This is a genomic window from Actinomyces sp. HPA0247, assembly GCA_000411415.1.
In the GTDB taxonomy this organism is placed as follows: Bacteria; Actinomycetota; Actinomycetes; order Actinomycetales; family Actinomycetaceae; genus Pauljensenia.
Window position 1 is genome coordinate 158931 of sequence record KE150450.1, and the last position, 24689, is coordinate 183619.

Below are 24689 nucleotides of genomic sequence, written 5' to 3' on the forward strand. Positions count from 1 at the left end.
TCCCTCAGCGACGCTCAGCGAGCGTTTTCGAAGCGGAAACCCATCCCGCGGACGGTTGTGATGTAGTGCGGGTCAGTCGCATCGTCGCCGAGCTTGCGGCGCAGCCACGACACGTGCATATCGAGGGTCTTCGTGGAGCCGGTCGGATCCGAACCCCACACCTCGCGCATGAGGGTGTCGCGAGCGACGACGGAACCGGCTTCACGCAGCAGGACGCGCAAAAGATCGAACTCCTTCGCCGTCAGGCTCAGCTCCACATCACCGACGAAGGCACGATGCGCGGCGACATCCATGCGGATGTCCTGCGCACGCAGCTCACCCTCGACCGGTTCCGCGGCCTGGCGGCGCAGCAGCGCACGCACACGGGCAAGAAGCTCGGCCAGACGGAAGGGCTTCGTCACGTAGTCATCTGCACCGGCGTCGAGGCCGACGACCATGTCAACTTCGTCCGTGCGGGCAGTGAGGATCAGGATCGGGACTCGGTTGCCGGAGGAACGGATCTCGCGAGCGACATCCAGGCCGTCCATGTCCGGCAGGCCGAGGTCCAGGACGACCAGGTCAACACCACGGACATCCGCGAGGGCCTCAGCGCCCGTCGCGTGCGCACGCACGTCGTAACCCTCCCTGCCCAGTGCGCGGGCAAGGGGCTCAGAGATGGCCGGATCGTCTTCAACGAGGAGAACTGTAGTCACGCGTTCATCTTAGCAATTCCGAACCAAAACTTGCACCTTTCTTGACCCGTTCTCCGAGCCAATCCGGCACTCGTTCACACTGCGAGATGAACGTTAGTTAACAACGCTTGATAGCAGGTACGGCGAGACCGGACCGAAACCGCGCAAGTCCGCGGTCGGGAACTCTTCAAGCTCATAACCGTCACCGACCTCGCCGGCGGCAATGGCGGCGGCGGTGGTCGGATCCGTCAGGATTTTACCCACCGGCGCGATGTCCACGAGGCGAGATGCAAGGTTGACGGTGGGGCCGAAGACATCGCCCGAACGCGAGAACACATCGCCGCGCACAAACGAGGCGCGCACCGGCAGCATCTCATCGTCAGCATTGAGGCGTTCGACCAGGGACGTCGCCACCCGCAGGCCCGTCGACAGATCGTCCGCAATATAGAGAACAGCATCGCCGATCATCTTGACGACGCGACCGCCCTCCTCAATGACGGCGTTACGACTCTCCTCTTCGAAGCGCTCAATGAGCCCCACGAGAGCGTCACCGAGGATCGTCGAGGAGGACGTGTAGGACACCATGTCCACGAAACCAAGGCAGCGGTTGAGCGGGAAACGATTATGGCGTTCCTCGTGCCCACGCTGCGACACCTCGCGGTCGAAACGGGACAGCGTCGCCTCAAGCTGACGCCGCCACGCGTAGGTGAACATTTCCTGGAAGACATCGATGTACTCACGCATATGGTCGAGCACGTACATGCGAGCCGTCGTGTCATCCAGCATGAAACGACGCATCGAGTCCTCAACCAGAGCCTCGAACTGCCACAGAGCCAGACGGTCAGCCAAGTGAGCGTTCGCGCGCAGGAGGGACCGAGAGGTCGATGTATCAATGCCGCCCGATTCGACAAGCTCATGCCAGCGACTGAAAACATCCAGGTCGCGCTGCGAGAAAACCTTATCGTCGGCGGTAGGGGCCTGAAAACCGAGGGCGATCCAGAAACGGAAGACGCGTTCGATCGGTGTATCCGTCGCCTGAGCAATGTCGCGGGCGGAATACGACAGATGACCACCGAGCAGCTGAGGAACGTAGCTTGTTGCGGTCAGATCATCAGGAGTTGCAGGGGACGAAGCCGCGCGCTCATCCATCGCAAATCCCTCCTCTTTGAGCTGACTCAACACCACATCAGCGGGTAACGGTATATCAGATCACTTTTCAAAGTCACATCGGGAATGCGACCTCGCACATTGACAATTGTAGTAGTCTGATGAGTTTTTCTCTAGAGAATTGCACGTTTACCTGCGAAAATCGAGATTCCTGCACCAAATTGCACCTTGTCTGTACGCCGGAGGCACGTTGGGAGACAATGTCCTCATGCGCCTTGTTCTTGCCTCAGCATCCCCCGCCCGCCGAGCGACCCTCATTGCGGCGGGCATCACACCAATCGTTCATGTATCAACGGTTGATGAGGACGCAGTCCTCGCCGCGCTGCCCGGAGGGCGAGCGTTTTCAGGCGGCGCAACCACCCCTGCCGACGAAGTCGCAGCGCTTGCGGCGGCCAAGTGCGCGGACGTCTGCGAGGCCTTGAGCGCCCCCAGCCAGGCTTCCGAGCTTCCCGAGGGCAAGCCCGTCCTCGTCGTCGGCTGCGACTCGATGCTCGAGATCGGCGGCCAGATGCTCGGCAAGCCCCACACTCCCGACGTCGCACGCGAGCGCATCCGCGCCATGCGCCGCACGACCGCAACCCTGTGGACAGGCCACTGCGCGGCCCTCCTCGCCCCGGCCTCGTCGACGCATAAGGACACGACCCCGGGACGCACCGTGAGCGCCAGCGTCACTCGCTCCGCCTCGACCCAGGTCCACTTCGGGGACATCTCGGATGCTGAGATTGACGCGTACGTCGCCACTGGCGAACCCCTACACGTTGCCGGTTCTTTCACCGTCGATGGACTGGGAGGCCCCTTCATCGAGGGCGTGACGGGCGATTACCACTCCGTCGTCGGTATCTCCCTGCCCCTGCTGCGGTCCATGGCCACCGAACTCGGGGTGTTCTGGCCGGACCTGTGGGATGCGCCGCGCCCCTGAGTTTCAGCGCTTGTCCCCCTCCCATCGCCCCGTACTGTAGGGGCATGGACAACAGCACCGCATGGGGCATCGGCCTCGCAACGATCACTCTGGACGGAACGACACTCGACACGTGGTACCCCGCCCCGCACCTGGGCGAACCCGGCAGCGACGAGGAGCTGGCGACCTCGCTGTCCGTGCTGGAGCGCGTCGATGACGCGCGCCGCGTGCGCACCGTCGTCGTGACCACGACGATTGACCTGCAGGAGGCCCCCGCCTCGACGGAGGACGCCTACCTGCGCCTGCACCTGCTCTCCCACCGCCTGGTACAGCCCAACACGATCAACCTCGACGGCATCTTCGCGGTGCTGCCCAACGTCGTGTGGACGGATGCCGGCCCGTGCGCCGTCGCCGACTTCGAGGCCACCCGCCTGCGTCTGCGCGCTCGCGACGGTCACCCCGTGACCGTGCAGGGCGTTGACAAGTTCCCGCCGATGGTCAACTACGTGCTGCCGCCCGGCGTACGCATCGCCGACGGGACGCGCGTGCGCCTGGGCGCCTACCTGTCCGAGGGCACGACCGTCATGCACGCCGGCTTCGTGAACTTCAATGCGGGCACACTGGGCCGTTCGATGGTCGAGGGCCGTGTCTCGCAGGGCGTCGTCATCGGCGACGGCTCGGATGTGGGCGGCGGTGCTTCCACGATGGGCACGCTCTCGGGCGGCGGCAAGCAGCGCGTGCGCCTGGGCGAGCGTTGCCTCCTGGGCGCGAACTCGGGCCTGGGCATCGCTCTGGGCGACGACTGCGTGGTCGAAGCCGGCCTGTACGTGACCGCCGGCGCGAAGGTCACACTCATTGATTCCTCCGGCGAGGCCGAGCCGCGCACGATCGCCGCGCGCGAGCTGTCGGGTGCGTCGAACATCCTGTTCCGCCGCAACTCTCAGACCGGCCGCATCGAGGCCATCGCCCGCGCGGGCGTCGTGGGCATCGAGCTCAACGACGCTCTGCACGCGTCGAACTGAGTGTTCTGACAACGAGGCCGGGGCCGCCCGCGCGCAGTGCGCAAGGTGGCCCCGGCCTCGTGCTATGACAGAGTCTGTCAGCGCACGTTCCACGCTTCTCGGATGCGCTCGGCTGCGGCAGCCACGCGCTCGTCGGTGGCGGTCAGGGCCACGCGGACGCGCCCGTGTGCGGCCGTTCCGTAGAAGTCGCCGGGGGCCACGAGGATGCCGAGATCGGCCAGGCGGTCCACGAGCGCCCATGAGTCCGTCGGGTTGGCGGGGTCGGCGACCCACAGGTACAGGCCAGCCGCCGTGTCGGGGTCGACGTCGAGACCGGCCTCGGTCAGCGCGTCAAGGAGGAGCGTACGACGCGCCGCGTAGACGCTGCGCTGGCGCTCCACGTGCTCAGTGTCGTGCAGGGCGACCGCCATCGCATGCTGGACTGGAGCGGGCACCATGAGCCCGGAGTGCTTGCGCACGCTCACGATGGGGGCAACCAGCGCGGGATCACCGTAGATGAGCGCGCCGCGGTAGCCCGCAAGATTCGACTGCTTGGACAGCGAGTACAGGACGAGCAGGCCGCTCGCATCGCCGTCGCACACGTCCGTATCCAGCAGGGAAGGCACTCCCTCACTCACGTAGGGCTCGGACCAAGGCAGGGCCGCGTAGCACTCGTCGGAGACGACGACGGCGCCATGGGCACGAGCCCAGGCGACGACGGCGCGCAGCTGGTCCGTGCTCATGACGTGGCCATCGGGGTTGCCCGGGGAGTTCAGGTAGACGAGGGCGGCCTCGGGCCAACACTCAGGGGTCGTCGGGTCGACAGCAACCGGGGTGGCACCGGCCAGGCGCGCGCCGATGTCGTAGGTCGGGTAGGCGACCTCGGGCACGAGGACCGTGTCACCCGCACGCACGCCTAAGAGGGCGGGAATCCAAGCGACGGCTTCCTTCGAGCCAATCGTGGGGATCACACCGCCGTGACCAACGTCGACCATGTGTCGGCGCGCGCCCCACGCGAGGATCGCATCACGCACCTCGGCGGTGCCGATCACCGTCGGATAGCCGTGCGCGTTGGACGCCTCAGCCAGGGCCTCGCGGATGAACGCCGGGGTGTCATCGACGGGGGTTCCGACGCTCAGATCACAAATTCCCCCGGGATGGCCAGCCGCGCGCGCTTTGGCGGGCGCCAGCTGGTCCCAGGGGAATTCGGGCAGGTCAAGAGGGCGGGGAAGGATCGTGGTCATACCCCTACCCTATCGACTGTCAGAGGTTTTCGGCCTTCCATTCCTCATTCTGAGGCGGCAGCGCGGCGATCATCGGATCGTCGAAGTCCTGGACGCCGGTCTTCTGGGCGCCACCGGGGCTGCCCAGGTCGTTGAAGAAGTCGACGTTAGCGCGCAGGTAGTCGGACCACTCGGAGGGCAGGTCGTCCTCGTAGAAGATGGCCTCGGTCGGACACACGGGCTCGCATGCGCCGCAGTCCACGCACTCCTCGGGGTGGATGTAGAGCGAACGGGCACCCTCGTAGATGCAGTCGACGGGGCACTCGTCCACGCATGCGCGATCCTTGACGTCCACGCAGGGCTGCGCGATGACGTAGGTCATGAGACGTTCCTCCTGGTCAGTTCTAAAGACTCGTTGATTCTATTATTCACGTATGAGCAACCCCGAGTCACCCCGCGTCACCAAGAGCCCCACAAGCGGCGGAAATACGCCAATTCAGTCGAGCGCGACGGATGGGGCGCGCGAGGAAATTTCCGCACGCGGCCCTGGCGCAATTCCCGCCTTGCCGTGGATGAGCTTCAGGGTCGGCGAGAGGATCGTCATCCGCTACCGCCTGGCAGACGGACTGCACGACGCCCTCGGAGAGGCGCTCGAGGTTGCACCCACGCACGTCACCGTTGCGACGAGGCGGGGGCCGGTCCGCGTGGACGCCCGCACGATGGTGACGGGCAAGCGCGTACCTCCCCCGCCCACCATCTAGCGGGCGGAGGAAGCAGCGCTGGTCAGCGGTTGGCGCGGCGCTCGCGAGCGGCAATCTTGAAGCGCTCCTGGGCGTCCAGGACGACCTTGCGCACGCGCACGGCCTCGGGCGTGACCTCGACGCACTCGTCGTTGGCCGCGAACTCGAGGGATTCCTCGAGGGTCAGCTTGCGCGAGGGGGTCAGCGACTCGTACACGTCGGCGGTCGCGCTGCGCGTGTTCGTCTGCTTCTTCTCACGACAGATGTTCACGTCCATGTCTTCGCCGCGCGGGTTTTCACCCACGACCTGGCCCTCATAGACCTCGGAAGAGGGCTCGACGATGAAGGAGCCACGCTCCTGCAGGTTCGTCATGGCGTACGGGGTGGCCTGGCCTGCGCGGTCGGCGACGAGGGAGCCCGTGAGACGCTGCTCGATGGTGCCCTGCCAGGGCGCGTAACCGTCCGCGATGGACGAGGCGATACCGGTGCCGCGCGTTTCAGTGAGGAAGCGCGTGCGGAAGCCGATGAGGCCTCGTGCGGGAACCACGAATTCCAGGCGGATCCAGCCCGAGCCGTGGTTCGCCATGGTCTCCATGCGGCCCTTGCGGGCGGCCATCAGCTGCGTGACGGCACCGAGGTACTCCTCGGGGATGTCGATCGTCATGCGCTCCATGGGCTCGCTGAGGACGCCGTCGATCTCCTTGGTGACGACCTGCGGCTTGCCGACGGTGAGCTCGAAGCCCTCGCGGCGCATCTGCTCGACGAGGATTGCCAGCGCGAGTTCGCCACGGCCCTGGACCTCCCAGGCGTCGGGGCGCTCGGTGGGCAGAACCTTCAGGGACACGTTGCCGATGAGCTCGCGGTCGAGGCGGTCCTTGACCTGACGAGCCGTGACCTTCGCGCCCTTGACGCGGCCGGCCATGGGCGAGGTGTTGATGCCGATGGTCATCGAGATGGCCGGGTCGTCGACCGTGATGAGCGGGAGAGGACGCGGGTCATCGAGGTCGACGAGGGACTCACCGATCATGATGTCCTCGATACCGGCGACGGCGACGATGTCGCCGGGGGCGGCGGAGTCGGTGGACACGCGCTCGAGGCCCTCGGTGGCCAGCAGCTCGGAGATGTGGACGCGCTGGATGGTGCCGTCGTGGCGCGCCAGGCCCACATCCGCGCCCTTCTTGAGGGTGCCGTTGTGGATACGCAGCAGGGCGAGACGACCCAGGAACGGCGAAGCGTCCAGGTTGGTGACGTGGGCCTGCAGCGGCATGTCCTCATCGTAGGAGGGGCCGGGGATACGGTTGAGGATGGTCTCGAACAGGGGCTCGAGGTCCTCGGTGGGCAGCTGGCCGTCACCCGGGTTCTCCAGGGAGCACTTGCCTGCCTTGGCGGAGGCGTAGACAACGGGGACGTCCATGAGGGAGTCCACGTCGATGTCGATGCCCTCATTCATGAGGTCCTCGCCCAGGGAGAGCAGCAGGTCGGTCGTCTCGGAGACGACCTCTTCGATGCGCGAGTCGGGACGGTCAACCTTGTTGACGACGACGATGACGGGCAGGTGTGCCTGCAGGGCCTTGCGCAGCACGAAACGGGTCTGCGGAAGCGGGCCTTCGGAGGCATCGACCATGAGGACGACGCCGTCGACCATCGACAGGCCGCGCTCGACCTCGCCACCGAAATCGGCGTGTCCGGGGGTGTCGATAACGTTGATGGTGACGCCGTTTTCCAGGCCGAGGGCCTGCGCCGCGGGGCCACGATAGTGGACGGCGGTGTTCTTCGCGAGAATGGTAATGCCCTTCTCGCGCTCCAGATCGCCGGAGTCCATGACGCGCTCGCCGGTCTTTTCGACCGTGTCACGCTCGGAGAACGCTCCGGACTGCCAGAGCATTGCGTCAACCAGCGTGGTCTTTCCGTGATCGACGTGTGCGACGATCGCGACGTTTCGCAGGTCGGGACGCGTGGACATATGTGGACTCCTCAAATGTGGATACAGATTTATGCGTGTTGGGAGGCGAGCACGTCGCGGGGGCGACCGGTTCGAATCGATTTCACGCACATACGTCTTCAAGAATATCGGCTCAACAACGGGCAATGCGATCCCCATCCTGCGAATTCCACCACGTCGCAGATGCCAGGCGTTCATTTGGACGCCCTCCGGCCGGTCTATTTGCTCGATACCGACCGATGGCGTTTACTGAATACTATGACTGACATCGCGACGCTCAGCGCTGACGTTTCGACGGCCTCGGCCCTTGTCACCCCCTTCGGCGCGCATCTGTTGTCATGGCGTCCCACCGGGCATTCCGACGTCCTGTGGCTCTCCTCCCGCGCGGTGCTCGATGGCACGAAGGCAATCCGCGGCGGCATCCCCCTGTGTCTCCCCTGGTTCGGTAGCCCCACCGATTCGCCGACGAGGCCGGGGGACGGTGCAGGTGCGCACGGGTTTGCCCGCACATCGCTGTGGACGCTGCGCTCAAGCACGCAACCCGCGGACGACGCCCCGGCCTCGTTCACCTTCGAGCTGCACCACACGGGCGAGACGTCCCCCCTCTACCCCCACTCGTTCTGCGCGCGTCTTGACATATCCGCGGGGGACGAACTGAACGTCACCCTGACCCTCACGAACGAGGACGACCACCCCTTCGCGATCGAAGCGGCCCTGCACACCTACCTGCACGTCGGCGACGTCAAGGACGTGACGGTGGAGGGATTGAACGGCGAACGCTACTACGACAAGGTCCGCGAACGCTACGCCACCCAGAGCGGCGACATCACTTTTATCGGGCCGACCGACCGCGTCTACACCTCCACGGCGCAGGTCCAGGTCGTCGACCCGAAGCTGGGACGGCGTATCGTCGTGGACAAGAACGGCTCGGGCTCGACGATCGTGTGGAACCCCTGGTCGCAGGGCGCGGCCACGATGAGCGACATCGGTGAGGGCGAGTGGCAGAACTTCGTATGCGTGGAAACAGCGGCAGTGCGCGAACGGGCACTCACGCTGTGGCCGGGGCATCCCCACATCATGACGCAGACGCTCGCCGTGGAGTCACTGGACTGACCGCCCCACGGGTAGGATTAGCCCCAGCTACGACCAGAAAGGCCCTCATGGCTCTCACTTCCGCGATCGCGTCCGCTTACCTGTCCGTTTCCCGGTGGAAGCTCTCCACGCAGCCTCTGCCGGACAAGGTCATCGTCATTGGCGCTCCACATACCTCAAATTGGGACGGCGTCTTCATGGCGATTTCCATGTGGAAGTCCGGGCGCACGTTCTCCTTCCTGGTGAAGGATTCCGTTGTCAAGGCGCCTGTGCTCGGCTGGTTCGTCAAGAAGATCGGCGCCGTCCCGGTAGAGCGCAGCGCCGCGCACGGCCTCGTCGACCAGGTCGCTTCGCGCATCCGCGAGGCGGACTCGTTCACGCTGTGCATCACTCCCAAGGGCACGCGCTCGCACCGTGACTTTTGGAAGTCCGGGTTCTATCGCATCGCGATGGAGGCGGGCGTGCCGATTCAGCTGGGCTTCATCGACCGCAATACCCGCACGTTCGGTTGGGGTCCGACATACCAGCTGACGGGCGACGTGCGCGCCGACATGGAGGTCATCCGCGCGTTTTACGCGGATAAGGTGGGCATTCGCCCGGAGAAGACGTCGGTTCCTCGCCTGCGCGCGGAGGACGAGGCCGCATGAGGTGTGTGCGAGCGTTGCTCGGTACCGCAGGGGCTCTCGCCCTGACCGCGGGCGGGAGTGCAACGCTCGCCGACAACCCAACGCAGATCCGCCTCACCGAGGTCTACGACATGACGCCGGGCGTCAGCGCGACCCATCAGGTGACGCTGGTGACGGATCAGGCACTCATTGGCGAGCAGTGTCAGTCGATGGGCACGGCCACCAAGGCTACCTCTTCTCTCCTCGTGACGGTCGACGGCGTGGACGGGTGCCGTTTCACGTGGGACCTTGCCGATGGCGGCGCCGAGATTGTCTCCGTCGACGACGGCGGCGTGTTCCACTTCGAGTCAACGTCAACGCGTCTCCTGGAGGGCTTCGCATCGCCCGATGCTTCTGCGTCCATCGAGTCCGTCACCCTGATCGCGCATAGCTCCGTCATCGTCGAGGCCTCTGACGACGGACAGATCACCACCCCCGGGGCATCGACGAAGACGGACGCGAGCACGGTCACCTGGCATGGCGTCACCGGCAACGTGAGCGCGACGGGCACCGTTGACGCCGATGCGCCCACTGCGGGTTCCTCCACCGGTCCATCACCGTCGACGCCCGTTTCAACGTCTTCTTCATCCCCTCGGGAACGCGAGCACGCCTCCACCGCACGCTCACTCACACCGATCATGGCGATCACGGCCGGTGTCCTTGCGCTGGCCGTTATCACCGGCCTCGCGCGACGATCGGCACGTTCGCGCCGGGCGGCTGCCGACGCGCAGTTCGACCGTGATGCTGCGCTACGTGAGGCACAGCGACGTTCCGCCTCTGCACGAAAGAGCGCTGCCGCTCCCTACGGGAGGCGGTCTCTCGCTCCGACCTCGTCAACGTCCGAGGAGAACGCACCCGCGAGCGCGCAGGCCCACGACCGCTGCGACGCGCAGTCGGGCACTGAACGCTTTTCCCCGCCCGACCACTCGTAGGCGTCCATTGACCACAGTGGCCCCGACCTCGGCGATGAAGTCGGGGCCACATACTGATGCCTCAGCCGATGTGGAAGTAACGCTCCACGAGTTCCTCGACAGAGACACGCGAGTCCGCCAGGTCATCACGCAGGTGTTCATCTCCCAGCTCGATCAGGCGCGATGCCCACGAGTCGATGAGACCCGCGGGGAAGACGTCCTTCGCCTCGTAGTCTTCACGCTGGGCGAGGAGCCTGCCCGCGGCCTCGAAGCAGGAGGCTGGCAGCTGGTCGAGGCCGGGGGTCTGCGATGCGTCGCCGTCGACCTTACGCTCACGCGCGTACTCTTCCATGCCCGGCTCGGTCAGGCCAATACGCGCGGCGACGGCAATGCCAGCAAGGAGCAGGTGGACCGCTGCGGACCCGTCGGGGCTGCGCAGCTCCACCGTCTGAGAGTCATTGGGCAGGTCGGCAATCGGAGGCTCAAGGGGGTTGGCATCGCGGAACATCGAGTCGTCGATGTTCTGCCAGCCAAGAGGCACGCGCACCAGAACGGAGCGGTTGCGGTCACCCCAGCAGATCGAGGTCGGCGCCTCCTGATGGGGAACAAGACGCAAGAACGATGTGGGGACGGTGTTACCAAACGCTGTGAGCGATGCTGCGTGCGACAGGTAGCCTCCGATCACCTTGAGCGCGGTGTCGGTGAGACCAGATCCCGTGGAGAACTGGTTGACGCCATCCTTGACGATGCGGGTATGGAAGTGCATGCCCGATCCGGCTTGCCCCACGGCGATCTTCGGCGAGAAGGAGACATGAATGCCATAGGAATGAGCGACTTCGCGCAGCACCCACTTGGCGAGCACCATCTGATCGGCGGCATCGAGCGCATCAACGGGCAGGAATTCGATCTCTTGCTGGACCATCTGACGCCCGTCGGCGACGAAGTTACCGACCTCGGAATGGGCGTACTTCACCGAGCAACCGATGGCAACGAGGTGCGCGAGGGTCTCCGTGCGCACTTCCTCCCACTTGGAGAAGGGCCCGGATTCGTGGTAGCCGCGCTGAGGCTCGACGGGGAACAGCTCCTCTTCCTCCGAGAAGAGGTAGTACTCGAGTTCACCGAGGGCCTGCAGCTCGCAGCCCGTCTCCTCCTTGAGTGCTCGTTGAGCCTTCCGCAGGATTTCCTGGGGCGCCGAGGCCAGGGGGCGACCGTCAACATCGTAGAAGCCGCACAGGATATCGAGGGTCGGGATGTGCGAGAAGGGGTTGAGGAACGCGGTAGCCACGCGCGGCACGACATACAGGTCCGAAGAGGTCGCCTCGACGAATGTGAACAGGGAGGAACCATCGACGCGCTCTCCGAGAGTCAACACCCGATCGAGGTGAGCCTTGGATTGGATCGCGAAGTTCAGGGTCTTCAGGCGTCCGTCCCCTCCGACGTAGCGGAGGTTGAGCATTTGGATGCCATTGTCCTCGATATAGCCGATGATGTCGGCTTTCGTAAACTCCTTCGCGGGCTTTCCGAGGGCCTGCACGAGCGGGTTGGGGTTCAGAGACACTGTGTCAGTCGACAGCATGAAACACTCCTCTTCGAGTATGACTAGGTTCACATTAGCAGAGACATTGTATCCCTAAACGACAAACCCGACAGTCGGAAAATATTTGCCATTTCCCCCAGAAATGAAGGGATTGGCACCCTCCAAACCCGCCCCCAACATAAGTGACGCTTGTTACACTTTGCGTAGTCCACTTCTAGGAAGCGCAATGGCGACGACACCCTCTCCCCTCCCTCACGATCCCACGAGGCCACCGGCATGCTCGTGGCGCGGCCTCCTCATTGACTCCGCACGCACATTCTGGCCAGTGCCCGTCATGGAGCTCATCATCACCGTCATGGCGCGTTACCGCCTGAACATCCTGCACTGGCATCTGACAGACAACGCAGGCTGGCGTCTCCCGCTACCCGGCTACCCAGCACTCACCTCGATCGGAGCCCAGATCCCACGAGATCCCGCGCACTGGTACGACCGCACGTGCGCACCTCAGCGATCGGGCACATGGCGCACATCGCCCGCACACACAACACAGGGTTTCTATTCCGACGCAAACATTCGACACCTCGTCCGCTTCGCCGCGCAGCGGGACGTGCGCATCATTCCGGAAATCTCAATCCCATCCGCCGCCGGCGCCGCAATCCGAGCCTACCCACACCTGGGAAACCCCAACCTCGTCTCCCCTCAGGAGGACAACTCAACGCTGTGGCCCCTCGCCTCATCCCTCCAATTCGTCGAGGCAGCCTTCCACCACGCGTGCGACCTATTCCCCTCCCCCATCATCCACATCGGCATCCCCTGGACCGACTGGAGCCAGTGGGAACGCGACCCACGGCTCGCACGGGCAGGCCTAGGCTCGGGACAAGACATCGAGCGCCTCTTCATCGACCGAGCCACGCGAGTCCTCCACTTCCACGGCCGACGCGCAGCCGCATGGGACAGCGCAACCCGCGCCTATGAAAGCACCCCACCTGGAACGATTCTCCTCTCCTCACGCCACAATGAGACCGGGGACGAGGCCGCATCCTCATCGGGCGCCTCATGGGTGCTCGCAGACTCCGACCTGCTGACCCTCAGCCACCCCACAGTCGACCCCTCGTCACCCCAGCCCCCACTCACCGCACGCCAACTCGCTGATCAGCTCCCGCCAATGCTTCACAAGGAGCGACTCAAAGGCGTCGAGGCCGTCGCCTGGTCCACATCGGTGACGACCCCAGACCTGCTCTTTTACCACCTCCTCCCCAGACTCCTCGTCGTCGGCGAAATCGCATGGCACGGGGACGACGCGCTCACCTGGGATCACCTTGCCCGGGCGATCGAGCGAGAGATGGCCTACCTGAGACAACACATCCCTTACTGGACCCCGGGGCGATCATGAAACTCCGGGGCGATCATGAATGAGGGCCGCGCATCCAACCCGGATACGCGGCCCCGTGCCCCCTAGCGGGGCGGAGTTCGGAGCAGGCATGAAGACCGCCCCACTAGGCTTTCACGAACGCATTGACCACTTCTTGAGGCGCTCCGCGAGCGCGCGCGCATCAATATCCAAGCGCTCAGCTTCTGAGGCATCCTCGTGTTTAATCGCGCGCCAGTAGGCAATCTTTGTGCGCAAGAACTCACGACGAAGCTCAATGATCTGCCCCTCCTCCTGGAGGCGGGCGTCCTGCTGTTCCAGCAGGGTCACAAACTCGGAGATATCCCTCTCCCCACCCAGGCCAGACCGGACATATTCACGCATGTCCGCGATCGACATCCCGGAAGCGGACAGGCACGACACCCACGTAAGCAGTTCAAGATCATCCTCGGTGTATGTGCGGTGCCCACTTGAGGCGTCGCGTGCAATGGCCGGAATAACGCTGACATCCTCGTAATAGCGCAGGGTGGATGGGGGCAAGCCAACGAGCGCCGCTACCTCCTTGATGGAGTACGTGCGCCCGGAGCCAGTTCCTGCCATAGCTTCACCCTAAAAGACCTCAAGCCCTTGAAGTCAAGCGGAACTGCGGGACGTGCATCACGCGCCGCGACCTGCAAAAAAGCAGGTTTCCGCGCGAAAGGCCGGAGCGCAGCGCAATTGGCCCGTTTGATCACTCATCACAGAAGCTCTGCGCGCCTCTGAAAGGACCAAATGGGACACGTTTCATCACGCAGATGTATGTCGAATCGATCCAGAAGCTCACACCCACCGTTGAGGTAGAAGTGCGCGTTCTCCTCGGTCGAGGTCACGAATCCATACGCGCGCCCACCGCGCTTGGCCACATAGTCGGGAAGAACCTGCGAGACAAGCCAACGTCCGACACCATGTCCTCGCATCCGCTTATCGACGGAGAGGACCTCGAGATACCAGTCGAAGTCACCTTTATCGATCGTCACCTGGTCCGCGGAATCAACAACATCCGAGAACTCTTTCACAAGCAACGGCGGAGCATAGCGAAAGAACTCATACCCCCCACTGAGGAAGCTGCGAATGAATCCAACCTTGCGATCATGCAGGAGAGCCGTGGCTACGACCCGCCCTTCATGCTCAACGACGAGGGCATGACGGACCCGCTGGTACGAATCCGCAAGCATCCGATTGATTGCAGTGACACATTCCGGGTAATGCTCCGCACGGTAGAGGTAGGGCTTGAGCATGATGTGCAAGGGATAGTCAAGGAATCCCTCTGTGATAATTCGTGTCATTTCGGGAATATCAGCACGCGTGGCAGGTCGACACTTCACAGGGCCCCTCCTCAGTTCACCAGTTTTTCACCCAACCAGTCATCGAAAACCTGACCTTAGGTAGATACCTGTCATACTACGTGACAGGACACGTTCACACCTTGTCAATACGGGACGCATACCTTTGACAGCTCCCACACTTTTATCTGACGACCGGTCAGGCTAGATCACTACTCGCGCCCCTCGTTGCTTTGTATCCACGAACAGACGATAATCGAGTGGTTCATATCAGGAGGACTGCATGCGATTCTTTCGCGCCCTGTGCGCCACGCTCGGGGCTTTGCTCATCACGTCGACGGTTGTATTCGGCGCTCACGCAGCGGACGCCCCGACCCTATCGGAGGCATACGTCCTAACCAAGGACGGCCAGCTCGTCGACACCTTGACCGTCGTCGATCCCTCCCGGACGATGAGCGAATCCGCATGCACACCATACGCGGGTAGTTCCACGGACCAGCACGTCGAGTTCGTGACGCGCGACGATGCCACCGTCTGCCACATGCAGCTGATGTACACCCGCGCCCAGGATGAATCCGAGTTCACCCTCCATGACTCGGGAACATTCGTGCTCTCCGCTCGCACCGACCAGACCCTTGCCACGTATCGGAAAACGTTCGGCGCTTCCCTCACTTTCGCATCCGTGTCTTTAAGCGTCGAGGGCGAAGTGCAGTCTGCAACATCGGGCGCAGCGACCTCTGCGACAACCTACGAGGGACGAGCACTCTCCGTGTCGACGTGGACGGGCACTGTCCCGCAGGTCATCACGGTGAACGGGACACTTGCCGCCGGCGGGAATCCGTCCGCGGCGGCCGGAGCGAACGCTCTGAAGGATCCGTGGGGCGCAACGCCTGTTCCCGGCAGTCAAGCGCCCTCCGCCAGCTCAGCCCCCGCCTCGTCCGATTCCGATTCCGATTCCTCTTCGGGTCCCTCTCTCGGGCTTCTGATCGGCTTAATCGTCGGCCTCATCGTCATCGTGCTGGTCGTCGTCATCGTCATTTACATGGTTCGTTCGAAGCGCTCGAAGGAGTCCAACCAGGGCGCAGGACAGAGCGCATCTCCGTCCCCCGCACGTCGCCCATCCACGCCTCAGGGGACGCAGGCCTCGAGGCCTTACGCTCCGGCGCAAGCCGCCGGCATGTCGACACAGGCGAGCGCCGTCCCCGCGATGAATCAGGGCCGCGGGGAGGCGGTCCCGCCCGAGGAGGCGCGACGCCCCTCTACGACCGATTCCTCTACACCCGACCTCGCGTCGCTTCCGCAGCCCAAGCCGCGTGATACCGGCTTTGTCTGGCAGCACAAGTCGCGTCCCGAACCTGCCGCTCCCGCGCCCGAGGCCCCTGTTCAGGCAGCGAAGCCTCCGAAGCGTAGGCGTTCGCGCGACGGGCACCGCCCCGCCGTTTTCCCTGCGCAGCCAACACAGCAAATGCAGCCGATGGCGCAGGAGCCGAGTGCATCTGCTCCACACTATGCTCCCGCTGTCCCACAGGGCCAGGACGCGTCTGCGGTTACCGGTGCCCCTCAGCGTCGCACCGATCGCTATGCGCCCGCAGCCACGGCCGATCCCGTTCCCGCTCCTGCCCCTGCTCCTGCTCCTGCTCCTGCGGATATTCCGACGCCTGCCCGTGGCATCTCCACTGACCAGGTCTCGACGCCCGTGCCCGTCACGCACGAGGCCGAGGCACACCACGATCGTCAGGCGACCGAGCGCAAGCGTGGCGAGTCGCCTGCCGCTGTCCCAGTTCCGGCTCCGCCTGTAGACGAGGACGATGCTCCCGCGACAATGCTGATCCCGAAGGTTCAGCATGCCGTTGCACCTGAGCCTGAGCCTGTCGCAATTCCCCAGCCGAAGCCGGAACCCATTGCGATTCCCCAGCCCGAGCCGGAACCCGTTGTCGTCCCCGAGCCGGAGCCGGAACCCATCGTGGCCCCCGAGCCGGAACCCGTTATCGAGCCCGAGCCCGAACCCGAGCCCGTTATCGAGCCTGAGCCCGAGCCCGAACCCGTTGTCGTCCCCGAGCCGGAACCCGAACCCGTCGTCGTTCCGCAGCCCAAGCCGGAACCCGTTGTCGTACCCGAACCGGAGCCCGAGCCCATCGTCGTTCCGCAGCCCAAGCCGATCGTCGTTCCGCAGCCCAAGCCGATCGTCGTTCCCGAGCCCGAACCCGAGCCGGAACCCGTTGTCGTACCCGAACCGGAGCCCGAGCCCATCGTCGTTCCGCAGCCCAAGCCGATCGTCGTTCCGCAGCCCAAGCCGATCGTCGTTCCCGAGCCCGAACCCGAGCCGGAACCCGTTGTCGTACCCGAACCGGAGCCCGAGCCCGAACCCATCGTCGCTCCCGCAGCCGAGCCCGAGGCAATTCCGACGCCGACGCATATTGCTGTTCCGCGACTCGCACCCGTGGTGATTCCACAGGCCGCGCCGGAACCGGAACCCATCGTGGCCCCCGAACCTGCGCCGGAACCGGAACCCGAACCCATCGTGGTCCCCGAGCCCGAACCCCTCGTCGCACCCGCACCCGAGCCGGAACCGGAACCCGTCGTCGCGCCCGAACCTGAGCCCGAACCCGTGCCGGAACCCATCGTGGTCCCCGAGCCCGAGCCGGAACCCGAGCCTGAACCCGTCGTCGCTCCCGTACCCGTGCCGGAACCTGAGCCTACGCAGCAGGCCTCGTTCGATCCCGTGATCGATGATGGTGAGCTCCCGACAGCCCAGATTCCTCGTGTCCGCCGGGTGAATTCCTTCGATTGGTCTGCGACGACACGCGCCGAGACCGCACCTGTTGCCCCCGAACAGGCAGCCGCTCCCGCTGCCCCGGCCGCGCCGTACGTGCCGACAACGCCTCAGGTCACGCGTACACAGGAGCCTCAGACGGCCGTGCCCCCGGCTCCGTTCGTACCACAGACGCCGCCCATGCCCCAGGCGCCCCAGGCCCCGGTCGACCCACGCCCGTCCGCCACGCCTCAGGCGCCGGCAGTGCCCGCCGCATTCCAGGAAGATTGGAACTCCGAATTCTCGTGGAATGAGGAGGCGCGCCGTGAGCAGGAAGGCGAGTCAAAGCGCCGCAAGCGCTGGGGTTGGGGCAAGCGCCGCAAGCAGCGTGAGGACCACAACGACGCCATCGAAGCAGAGAACGAGGACCAAGCCTCGTCCGCGCGCATGCCGATGATCTCGGTCGACGCTCAGGACGACGACTGGAACGACTGGCAGAACTGGAACTCGAGGAGCTAACCGAATCGGGGCGCTCTAGCGGCGTTTTCCGCCTTGGTGAGCTCGATGTAGCGCGCGACTTCCGTATCCAGATCCTCTTCATCGTCTGCTTCTTCACGATCGGACGCGGAGTCGTCCTGTCCGTATCGTTCGATCAGAAGACGTTCACGGTAGAGATGGTCGGCGGTCACGCCAATGGTGCGCATGAGGGAGGCGTTGAGGACCATGCCGACGATGATGCCGATAATCGGCAGGATCTGCGCCATCTTTATGCCGACGAGACGCGCTCCGAGGGCCGCGAAGAGAGAGTTCACGGATGCGGTCAGCGCATTGTTCCCGACGCTCTCCATCGATCCGCGTTTGGTGAGCTTGCGTACCACCTTGTTAAACACAAGCATCGAGGTCTTCTCCTCGACGACATGGTCATCAGCCGTGCTTCGCGGGGCGATCGCCTGGGATAAAACCATCGCGGAGAACAGCTTTTCCGTTGGATCCTTCGTGTTATACCCGTAGTACGCAGCCGTGTGTGACACGAGGCGCGCAGAGGAGGCCAGGAAAGTCGCGATATCAAGTCCGATGGCCCCTGCAATCACGCCAACACCGGGTGCCGAAGCGATGCCCAGACCGAGGATGGCCGCAACCGCCCCTCCCGTCGCGAATACGCTGCTCACCGCTCCTTCCGTCGCGGTAACGGCGGCATATCCCACCTTCAGGTGGGGCCTGACCAATTGGATCTCTGCCAGGTCCAGGTTTCGGATGTCCTCGAGACACTCCACGTCGTTGCCAGCCCTGCGATGCGCCTTCACAATTCGTTCGCGTCGAACCGAGGATTCAGCGGCTGATGTCGCCTTCTCGACGAGCCCCAGGACAGCCGATGAGATCCAGCCGGCAACCGCAGCAACGCCGGGCATCTTGCCCGCGAAGCCAACCACTTTTTTCAAAGGGGTGAGCACGTACGAACGGATGCGCTGGGTGATGACTCGAGGACTGCGAGGGTTGACCTGAGCGGCCTTCCATTCCTGAATCGCATCCCACTGCGCACGATCGTCGTCGGTCATGCGCTGCCGAATATCGTCGCGTGCGCTGTTCTCTTCCTCCGGCTGATCCGTCATACCCCAAGCCTACACGGTTACAAAAAAGAGGCCCACGCCACAGAGGAAGTGGGACTGCCACTCCTCTACGGGCGACTCTCGGCCTCGGCGAGTTCGACGTAACGCGCGACGTCGACGCTCAGCTCCTGAGGCCCGGTTGACGGCATGAGGTCCGTCGACGCGCCGCTCGCTTGCACGTGGCCGTAGCGCTCCGCCAGGAAACGCTCCCGGTACAGATGGTCGGCCGTGTCCCCGATGGTGCGCATGAGCGCGGCGTTCAGGCCAGCGCTCACCACGATTCCGGCCATGGGAACGATCTGTGCGAGCTTGCGGCTGGCCAGACGAACGCCCATCGCTGAGAAGAGTGATTTCATGGCGCTCACGATCGCACTTCCGCCGAGCGATTCGAGGGATCCCTTGCGCGCGAGGTCGCGCATCACCTGGTTGAAGGCGAGCATCGTCGCCTGCTTTTCGACAACGAAGTCACGCCCGCTGCCGGCCGGGTCGATCGCCTGGGAGAGCACCATCGTGGAAAAGAGGCGTTCTGAGGGATCCTCGGAGTCGTAGCCGTAGTAGGCAGCGGTGTGGGCGACGAGGCGCGTGGCCGCTGCCAGGAAGGTCGTAATATCGACGGCCATCGCCGAGGCAGTGACACCGACGCCGGGTGCCGACGCGACGCCCATGCCGAGCACAGCGGCGAGAGAGCCGCCGGAGGCGAACACGCCGCTGACCGCCCCCTCCGCGGCTGCCGTACCCGAGTATGCGAGGCTCAGGCGAGGCTTGACCACGAGCACCTGGTCGAGGGGCAGAGAGCGGATGTCTCGCAGGCTTGTCACGTCGTGTCCGGCTGCGCGATAAGCCTTGAGGATGCGCGTACGGCGCACCGAGGCCTCGGATGCGGAGGCAGCCAGCTCGACCAGTCCGAGGGCTGCGGATGACATGGTTCGGGTCAGTGCTTCCCCGCCGGGAACCTTGCGCGCAATGGACACTGCTTTACCCACCGGAGCCAGGGCTGCCGACTTCATCTTCTGCGTGATAGCGCGGGGGCGTTTGTCGCTCAGCTGGGAGGCTTTCCACTGCTGGATTTCGTCCCACTGGGCGGCGTCGGCCTCGCTCATACGCGCACGCAGGTCGTCGTTCACGTCGTCCTCATTCATGCCGGTCTGCTCCATCCTGTCAGCCTACACAGCGAGCGGTCCATCAGCGGCTCAAAGCCGACACGCGCCCTGTTATGCTTGTGATCAGGCAGTCACATTCGGCATCGTTTGAAGGAGATTCCGTGGATTCTCGCTCGTCGCTTATCGACCAGATTAATCTCTTGCACGAGGAGAAGGAACACCAAAAAATCATCGCGCTCATCGAGGGGCAGCCCCCATCGGCGATGGATTACGAGCTGACGAGTCTGCTGGCGCGCGCCTACATTAACTACGCGCAGCCCTACATGGATTCTTTCCGCGATCACATCAAGCACGCGATCGAGCTGCTGCGCAGCGTCGAAGCTGAAGGCATGGCTGACCCACGCTGGTACTACCGGATTGGCACGGCCCTGTACTGGCAGGACGAGGAGGAGAGCGCGCTGACGTACCTGGAACAGTGCGTCGCCATGGATCCGACCAACGAGGACGCGCCGGAAATCATCGCCGAGTGCAAGGCCGCCATTTCGCGCCGCACCGTTGTGCGTCCGCTCAACGTGCAACGGCTGATCGATTACTTCGACCGTAACGACTTCAACTACAGGGTGGAAGACCAGAGCCTGCACATGGGTATCGGGCGCGGCTATTTCATTTTTTCGATCGCGAACGATGGCACGGACCTGAGTATGTGGGCCGCGATCCCCGAGGACGTGTCGATGGAGCTTCGTCAGCGCCTCATTCAGGCGTGCAATGACTGGAACGGGGCGACCACGTGGCCGAAGGTCTACGTGGCGTCGCTGGACGACGGCCGTCAGCGCCTGTGCGCCGAGCAGTTCGTCACCGCCCGCTACGGGCTCACGGACGCGCAGGTCTCGACCAGCATCGAGCGTTTCGTCGCGTCGGCCGAGGCCTTTTTCAAGGACCAGATCGAACGTATTCCCGCCCTGGGTGGCACCCAGGAGTAGCGTTCGTACGCACACGTTTCCCGGCCTCGTCACCATGGACGAGGCCGGGGCGTGTGATGCGCTCAGGCGCGCGGCACGTAGACGCTGAGGCCGCCGTCGCTGACCACGCCCGTGAGGGTTCCGTCCTCCGCGACGCGCACGCTCGGGTGGCCACCGATGACGCATTCCCATTCCTCGCCGGCGTGGCACTGCCCCACGTAGAGGGTCTTCTCGGCGGCCATCCGGTCGGAGAGGATGACCGCGCATCCGGAGCCGGGAATCTCTTCCTTGCCTTCGCGGGCGAAGCCGACCACGTCCGCGTCGTCGAAAGCATTGTGCTGCGGGCCGAGGGCTGCGCGGGCACGGATCCCCATGAGGATCGGCAGCTCGCGCACGGCGGGCAGGTCGTCAGACTCGGGAGAACCGAGGAGGTCACCCCAGAACATGCAGGGAACCCCAGCCTCGTGGAAGAGGATGATGGCGTAAGCGGCCGCCTTGAACCAGGGGGCAACCGTTGAGGCCAGCGACTGGCCGGGCTGGGTGTCGTGGTTCTCGACGAACGTGACGGACTGGTCGGGATGGGACGCCGTCAGCGTGTTCTCCCACAGTCGGGACAAGTCGACGTTGCCGTCCGACACCGACGCGTCGTGGAGGTGGTAGTGCAGGGGGACGTCGAAGAGCATGACGTTGGGGACTCGCTCCAGGTAGTCCTCGAGCTCGCGCACGTCACCGCTCCAGTACTCGCCGACGGCGGGCAGGCGGCGGCCCGTCGAGGCGCGCAGATCTTCGAGCCAGCGGGCGTAGAAGTCCGATCCCACGTGCTTGACGGCGTCCAGGCGCAGCCCGTCCACGCCGGTCGTCTCGACATACCAGCGACCCCAGCGGTCCAGCTCCTCGCTGACGCGGGGTTCGGTGACGTGCACGTCGCAGCCCATGAGGTAGTCGAAGTTGCCGAACTCCGTGTCGACGGACTCGTTCCAGTGTTTGCCCTCGAACAGCCACAGGCCGTTGCGTTTCGTGGCTTCATCCCAGTCGATGCCGTGGAAGCACGTCCAGTCCCACGTGAAGTCCGAGTACGCGCCCGCGCGCCCCGGGAACGTGAAGCGGGTCCACGCCTCGATCATCTCGGGCTCGCCGATGGCCTCATGACGGTTCTGGGGGTTGATCGGGGTGGCTCGCACGGTCTCGGTCGTGTCAGCACCCATGCGGTGGTTGAGGACGATGTCGGCGCACACGGCGATTCCCGCCTCATGCAGGGCCTCGATGGCGGCCAGGTATTCGTCTTTCGTCCCATACTTCGTGGGCACGGAGCCATGCTGGTCGAACTCGCCCAGGTCGTACAGGTCGTAGACGCCGTAGCCGACGTCATCGATGCCGTCATGTCCCTTGTAGGCGGGCGGCAGCCAGATGATGGTAACACCCAGGTCCGCGATCGCCCGTGCGTGCTGGGCGAGGTAGCGCCAGTGGCTGGCGTCCGGTGCCATGTCCCAGGCGAATGCCTGCAAGATCAGAGGGCCCGCCTCGGTCTGGGACGAGGCCAGGGCCGGTTTCGTCGTCTCATTCACCCGCATATGGTGGCAGGTTTTCCCTCTCCCGGGGCTGAAAAAATAGGAAACAGTGGCCCGTTAAACACTGCGCCGAGGCCGGGGCTACGTTGCGCTGCCACGCACACCCCGCCCCGGCCTCGTCAATGAAGACCCTTATCCGCGACGACCGAAGAAGCTCTTGACGCCGCTCGTAACACCCGACGCTGCACTCACCACACCAACTGCAGCAACCCCAACTCTCCCTTGGAATGCTGCATCGGTAGCCGCCAAGAAACTCTGTTCGTGTTCAACAGAGTTTGCCGCGACAAGTACTTGCTTCCACATTTCGCTGTCGATACCGGGAGGCGGAAGCTCTCGCAGGTGTTTTTTCAATCGAGATGACTGCGACTGCAGCGACATAAAAGTCAAACCGCTCGACACAACTCCGCCAATGACAGGGAGTACCTTTGAGAATCCCTGATTGAAGGCTTTCTTGGTGAGATTGACGCCGATCGAGCGCAAGGTCTTTTTGACAGCGCGATACCACGAGGTCTTCACAAGAAGCTGCTTGGTCACTTGTTTTTTAACAGTGTTCATCACGGTCGAACTCGCGAAAGACGCGAGAGACATGGCCGCGTTTTCAACGTCGAGCATGACGCCAAAGAAGATGGCAATGACACCGATCGTCTCGTCGTCCACATCTTCCTTCGCCCTGAGCAGTTCACGCCAGCCGTAGAGGTACGCGAGCTTCTGCACAATCCTGAAGGCATGCACGTAGTACTGCGTGACATCCGCAGGGATCGTCCCGAACATCGCAAACCCACCGGGAAGCCCGGCAGCGAAGGAGATGGCAGCGGACTTATTCGTCTCGTAGGAGATCACCTGGTCAGCCAGCCTGTCAAGATCAGCTAGGGAGATGCCCGCGAACGCAGGGTTAGTGTTGATCGCGCTCCGAATCACCTCTTCGGGCACGCCACGCTCACGCAGTTCCTGGCGCAGGAAATCGTCGCGGCTGATGCGGACACCGGGCACACGCACGATCTTTTTGAGGAACTCGATCGCATGCTCTTCGACGTCATTCCCTTGATCAGCAGGCAAATGAGCACTGCTTGCATCATGCTCGATTTCCCGGGAATTTCGCAACAATTCACTATGAGCACCAAGATTCTTGGGGACGCCCCACATATCGTTCCTTTACACTGCCTTGTCACCTCAACACGAGGTTTAGATACGCGACAACTATAACGTACTTTTTCTGCGATCTGGCGCCCATGACACACCGTCATTATTCTCAGGTGCGCACACGTCAGCGTCGGGCCTACGCTGATCTCATGTGGATCCTCGCGGCCTGCTTGTCTGCCTTGTTTGCGGGACTAACCTCGGCCCTGGCTAAGGCGGGCGTCGCGTCGACGAACTCGACCGTCGCGACGGCGCTGCGCACGGTCGTCGTGGCCGCGGGGGCGTGGGGTATGGCGGCGCTGACGGGAACAGCTTCCGGCGTTACCTCTATCGACGGGACATCTGCGCTGTTCCTGGTGTTGTCCGGGTTGGCGACGGGGGCCTCGTGGCTGTGCTATTTCGCGGCACTGTCTCGAGGGGATGTCTCCCGCGTCGCCCCCATCGATAAGCTGTCGACGGTCCTGGCGATCATCCTCGCGCTCGTTTTACTGGGCGAACCTGTGAGCCTGTGGGGCAGCTTTGGAATCGTCGTCATCACGGTGGGGACACTTCTGATGGTGGAGCCCTCCGACCTCTCAGGCCTGCCGCGTGCGCTGCGCGGGGGTGGCAGCTGGCTGACGTTCGCGCTGGCATCCGCGCTGTTCGCCGCGTTGACGTCGATCCTCGGGAAGGTCGGCATTTCGGGGGTGGATCCGACGCTGGGGACGGCGGTGCGCACCCTCGTGGTGCTGGCGATGGCGTGGGTGATCGTTGGCGCGCAGGGGCGGATGGGCGAGGTCCGGTCGATCCCCCGCCGCGAGCTGGCGTTTATCGTCGCCTCGGGCGCTGCGACGTGCGCGTCGTGGCTGGCCTACTATCACGCGCTGAAAGATGGGCCAGCCTCCGTCGTCGTGCCCATCGACAAGCTGTCGATTCTCGTGACCGTCGCGGTGTCAGCCGCCGCGTTTCACGAGCGTTTCACGCGGCGCTACCTGCTGGGCCTAGCTCTGATGTGCGGGGGAACTGTCGCCATGGTGGTGGCGTAAGGC

22 protein-coding genes are annotated in these 24689 nt (G+C 64.1%); 10 read left to right on the forward strand and 12 right to left on the reverse strand.

Annotation, left to right across the window (positions count from 1 at the left end; all coding sequences use genetic code 11):
• Nucleotides 1–14: 14 nt before the first annotated feature.
• The gene (locus HMPREF1478_RS00585; RefSeq protein WP_003790196.1) at nucleotides 15–692 is read right to left on the reverse strand and encodes a response regulator transcription factor; all 678 of its coding nucleotides are present in this window, start codon (nucleotides 690–692) and stop codon (nucleotides 15–17) included.
• 93 nt (nucleotides 693–785) lie between these two features.
• Complete coding sequence (locus tag HMPREF1478_RS00590) at nucleotides 786–1820, reverse strand: adenylate/guanylate cyclase domain-containing protein (RefSeq protein WP_016460150.1); 1035 nt, start codon at nucleotides 1818–1820, stop codon at nucleotides 786–788.
• Between the two features lie 226 nt (nucleotides 1821–2046).
• Here HMPREF1478_RS00590 and HMPREF1478_RS00595 point away from each other — a divergent pair, with 226 nt between their 5' ends.
• Together HMPREF1478_RS00595 and dapD are read left to right on the forward strand one after the other, a co-directional pair.
• The gene (locus HMPREF1478_RS00595) at nucleotides 2047–2757 is read left to right on the forward strand and encodes a Maf family protein (RefSeq protein WP_034474760.1); all 711 of its coding nucleotides are present in this window, start codon (nucleotides 2047–2049) and stop codon (nucleotides 2755–2757) included.
• 44 nt (nucleotides 2758–2801) lie between these two features.
• Nucleotides 2802–3758 (forward strand): 2,3,4,5-tetrahydropyridine-2,6-dicarboxylate N-succinyltransferase, encoded by a 957-nt coding sequence (gene dapD / locus HMPREF1478_RS00600; RefSeq protein WP_016460152.1) that lies wholly within the window; start codon nucleotides 2802–2804, stop codon nucleotides 3756–3758.
• Nucleotides 3759–3835: 77 nt separating this feature from the next.
• Here dapD and dapC read toward each other — a convergent pair whose 3' ends face one another.
• Together dapC and fdxA are read right to left on the reverse strand one after the other, a co-directional pair.
• Nucleotides 3836–4981: a succinyldiaminopimelate transaminase gene (gene dapC / locus HMPREF1478_RS00605; RefSeq protein WP_016460153.1), complete on the reverse strand. Its 1146-nt coding sequence runs from the start codon at nucleotides 4979–4981 to the stop codon at nucleotides 3836–3838.
• 19 nt (nucleotides 4982–5000) lie between these two features.
• Nucleotides 5001–5342, reverse strand: coding sequence for a ferredoxin (gene fdxA / locus HMPREF1478_RS00610; RefSeq protein WP_003790208.1), 342 nt, complete (start codon nucleotides 5340–5342; stop codon nucleotides 5001–5003).
• 52 nt (nucleotides 5343–5394) lie between these two features.
• Between fdxA and HMPREF1478_RS00615 the strand changes: the two genes are divergently transcribed.
• Nucleotides 5395–5721 carry a putative acetyltransferase gene (locus tag HMPREF1478_RS00615; protein WP_016460154.1) on the forward strand — a complete coding sequence of 109 codons (327 nt, stop codon included), beginning with the start codon at nucleotides 5395–5397 and terminating at the stop codon, nucleotides 5719–5721.
• A 22-nt stretch (nucleotides 5722–5743) separates the two neighbouring features.
• Here HMPREF1478_RS00615 and typA read toward each other — a convergent pair whose 3' ends face one another.
• Complete coding sequence (gene typA, locus HMPREF1478_RS00620) at nucleotides 5744–7663, reverse strand: translational GTPase TypA (protein WP_016460155.1); 1920 nt, start codon at nucleotides 7661–7663, stop codon at nucleotides 5744–5746.
• Between the two features lie 237 nt (nucleotides 7664–7900).
• Here typA and HMPREF1478_RS00625 point away from each other — a divergent pair, with 237 nt between their 5' ends.
• The 3 genes from HMPREF1478_RS00625 to HMPREF1478_RS00635 are packed head-to-tail and all read left to right on the forward strand — an operon-like array spanning nucleotide 7901 to nucleotide 10331.
• Nucleotides 7901–8755, forward strand: coding sequence for a D-hexose-6-phosphate mutarotase (locus HMPREF1478_RS00625; RefSeq protein WP_016460156.1), 855 nt, complete (start codon nucleotides 7901–7903; stop codon nucleotides 8753–8755).
• Between the two features lie 47 nt (nucleotides 8756–8802).
• Nucleotides 8803–9381, forward strand: a complete 579-nt coding sequence (locus HMPREF1478_RS00630) for a 1-acyl-sn-glycerol-3-phosphate acyltransferase (protein ID WP_016460157.1) — start codon at nucleotides 8803–8805, stop codon at nucleotides 9379–9381.
• Nucleotides 9378–10331, forward strand: coding sequence for a hypothetical protein (locus tag HMPREF1478_RS00635; RefSeq protein ID WP_016460158.1), 954 nt, complete (start codon nucleotides 9378–9380; stop codon nucleotides 10329–10331). The genes HMPREF1478_RS00630 and HMPREF1478_RS00635 overlap by 4 nt, the downstream gene beginning before the upstream one ends.
• A gap of 61 nt (nucleotides 10332–10392) precedes the next feature.
• On the opposite strand, the gene HMPREF1478_RS00640 is transcribed toward HMPREF1478_RS00635, so the two are convergent.
• Complete coding sequence (locus HMPREF1478_RS00640) at nucleotides 10393–11886, reverse strand: glutamine synthetase family protein (RefSeq protein WP_016460159.1); 1494 nt, start codon at nucleotides 11884–11886, stop codon at nucleotides 10393–10395.
• Nucleotides 11887–12073: 187 nt separating this feature from the next.
• Here HMPREF1478_RS00640 and HMPREF1478_RS00645 point away from each other — a divergent pair, with 187 nt between their 5' ends.
• A complete protein-coding gene (locus HMPREF1478_RS00645; protein ID WP_016460160.1) occupies nucleotides 12074–13240 on the forward strand; it encodes a family 20 glycosylhydrolase in 1167 nt (388 codons plus the stop codon).
• 111 nt (nucleotides 13241–13351) lie between these two features.
• On the opposite strand, the gene HMPREF1478_RS00650 is transcribed toward HMPREF1478_RS00645, so the two are convergent.
• Both HMPREF1478_RS00650 and HMPREF1478_RS00655 read right to left on the reverse strand, forming a co-directional pair.
• Complete coding sequence (locus HMPREF1478_RS00650) at nucleotides 13352–13816, reverse strand: MerR family transcriptional regulator (protein WP_016460161.1); 465 nt, start codon at nucleotides 13814–13816, stop codon at nucleotides 13352–13354.
• Between the two features lie 137 nt (nucleotides 13817–13953).
• Entirely contained in the window at nucleotides 13954–14541 is a 588-nt protein-coding gene (locus tag HMPREF1478_RS00655) for a GNAT family N-acetyltransferase (protein WP_051113399.1), read from the reverse strand.
• Nucleotides 14542–14821: 280 nt separating this feature from the next.
• On the opposite strand from HMPREF1478_RS00655, the gene HMPREF1478_RS10485 reads away from it, so the two are divergent.
• Nucleotides 14822–17809 (forward strand): hypothetical protein, encoded by a 2988-nt coding sequence (locus HMPREF1478_RS10485; protein ID WP_016460163.1) that lies wholly within the window; start codon nucleotides 14822–14824, stop codon nucleotides 17807–17809.
• On the opposite strand, the gene HMPREF1478_RS00670 is transcribed toward HMPREF1478_RS10485, so the two are convergent.
• Both HMPREF1478_RS00670 and HMPREF1478_RS00675 read right to left on the reverse strand, forming a co-directional pair.
• Nucleotides 17806–18900, reverse strand: coding sequence for an EcsC family protein (locus HMPREF1478_RS00670; RefSeq protein ID WP_016460164.1), 1095 nt, complete (start codon nucleotides 18898–18900; stop codon nucleotides 17806–17808). The genes HMPREF1478_RS10485 and HMPREF1478_RS00670 overlap by 4 nt on opposite strands.
• 65 nt (nucleotides 18901–18965) lie before the next feature.
• The gene (locus tag HMPREF1478_RS00675; protein WP_232207396.1) at nucleotides 18966–20051 is read right to left on the reverse strand and encodes an EcsC family protein; all 1086 of its coding nucleotides are present in this window, start codon (nucleotides 20049–20051) and stop codon (nucleotides 18966–18968) included.
• Nucleotides 20052–20158: 107 nt separating this feature from the next.
• On the opposite strand from HMPREF1478_RS00675, the gene HMPREF1478_RS00680 reads away from it, so the two are divergent.
• Nucleotides 20159–20977 carry a type III secretion system chaperone family protein gene (locus HMPREF1478_RS00680; protein ID WP_016460166.1) on the forward strand — a complete coding sequence of 273 codons (819 nt, stop codon included), beginning with the start codon at nucleotides 20159–20161 and terminating at the stop codon, nucleotides 20975–20977.
• 62 nt (nucleotides 20978–21039) lie between these two features.
• Here HMPREF1478_RS00680 and HMPREF1478_RS00685 read toward each other — a convergent pair whose 3' ends face one another.
• Both HMPREF1478_RS00685 and HMPREF1478_RS00690 read right to left on the reverse strand, forming a co-directional pair.
• Nucleotides 21040–22527, reverse strand: a complete 1488-nt coding sequence (locus HMPREF1478_RS00685) for an alpha-amylase (RefSeq protein WP_016460167.1) — start codon at nucleotides 22525–22527, stop codon at nucleotides 21040–21042.
• A gap of 129 nt (nucleotides 22528–22656) precedes the next feature.
• Complete coding sequence (locus HMPREF1478_RS00690; protein WP_016460168.1) at nucleotides 22657–23667, reverse strand: EcsC family protein; 1011 nt, start codon at nucleotides 23665–23667, stop codon at nucleotides 22657–22659.
• A 146-nt stretch (nucleotides 23668–23813) separates the two neighbouring features.
• Here HMPREF1478_RS00690 and HMPREF1478_RS00695 point away from each other — a divergent pair, with 146 nt between their 5' ends.
• The gene (locus HMPREF1478_RS00695; protein ID WP_016460169.1) at nucleotides 23814–24686 is read left to right on the forward strand and encodes an EamA family transporter; all 873 of its coding nucleotides are present in this window, start codon (nucleotides 23814–23816) and stop codon (nucleotides 24684–24686) included.
• The last annotated feature ends 3 nt before the right edge of the window (nucleotides 24687–24689 follow it).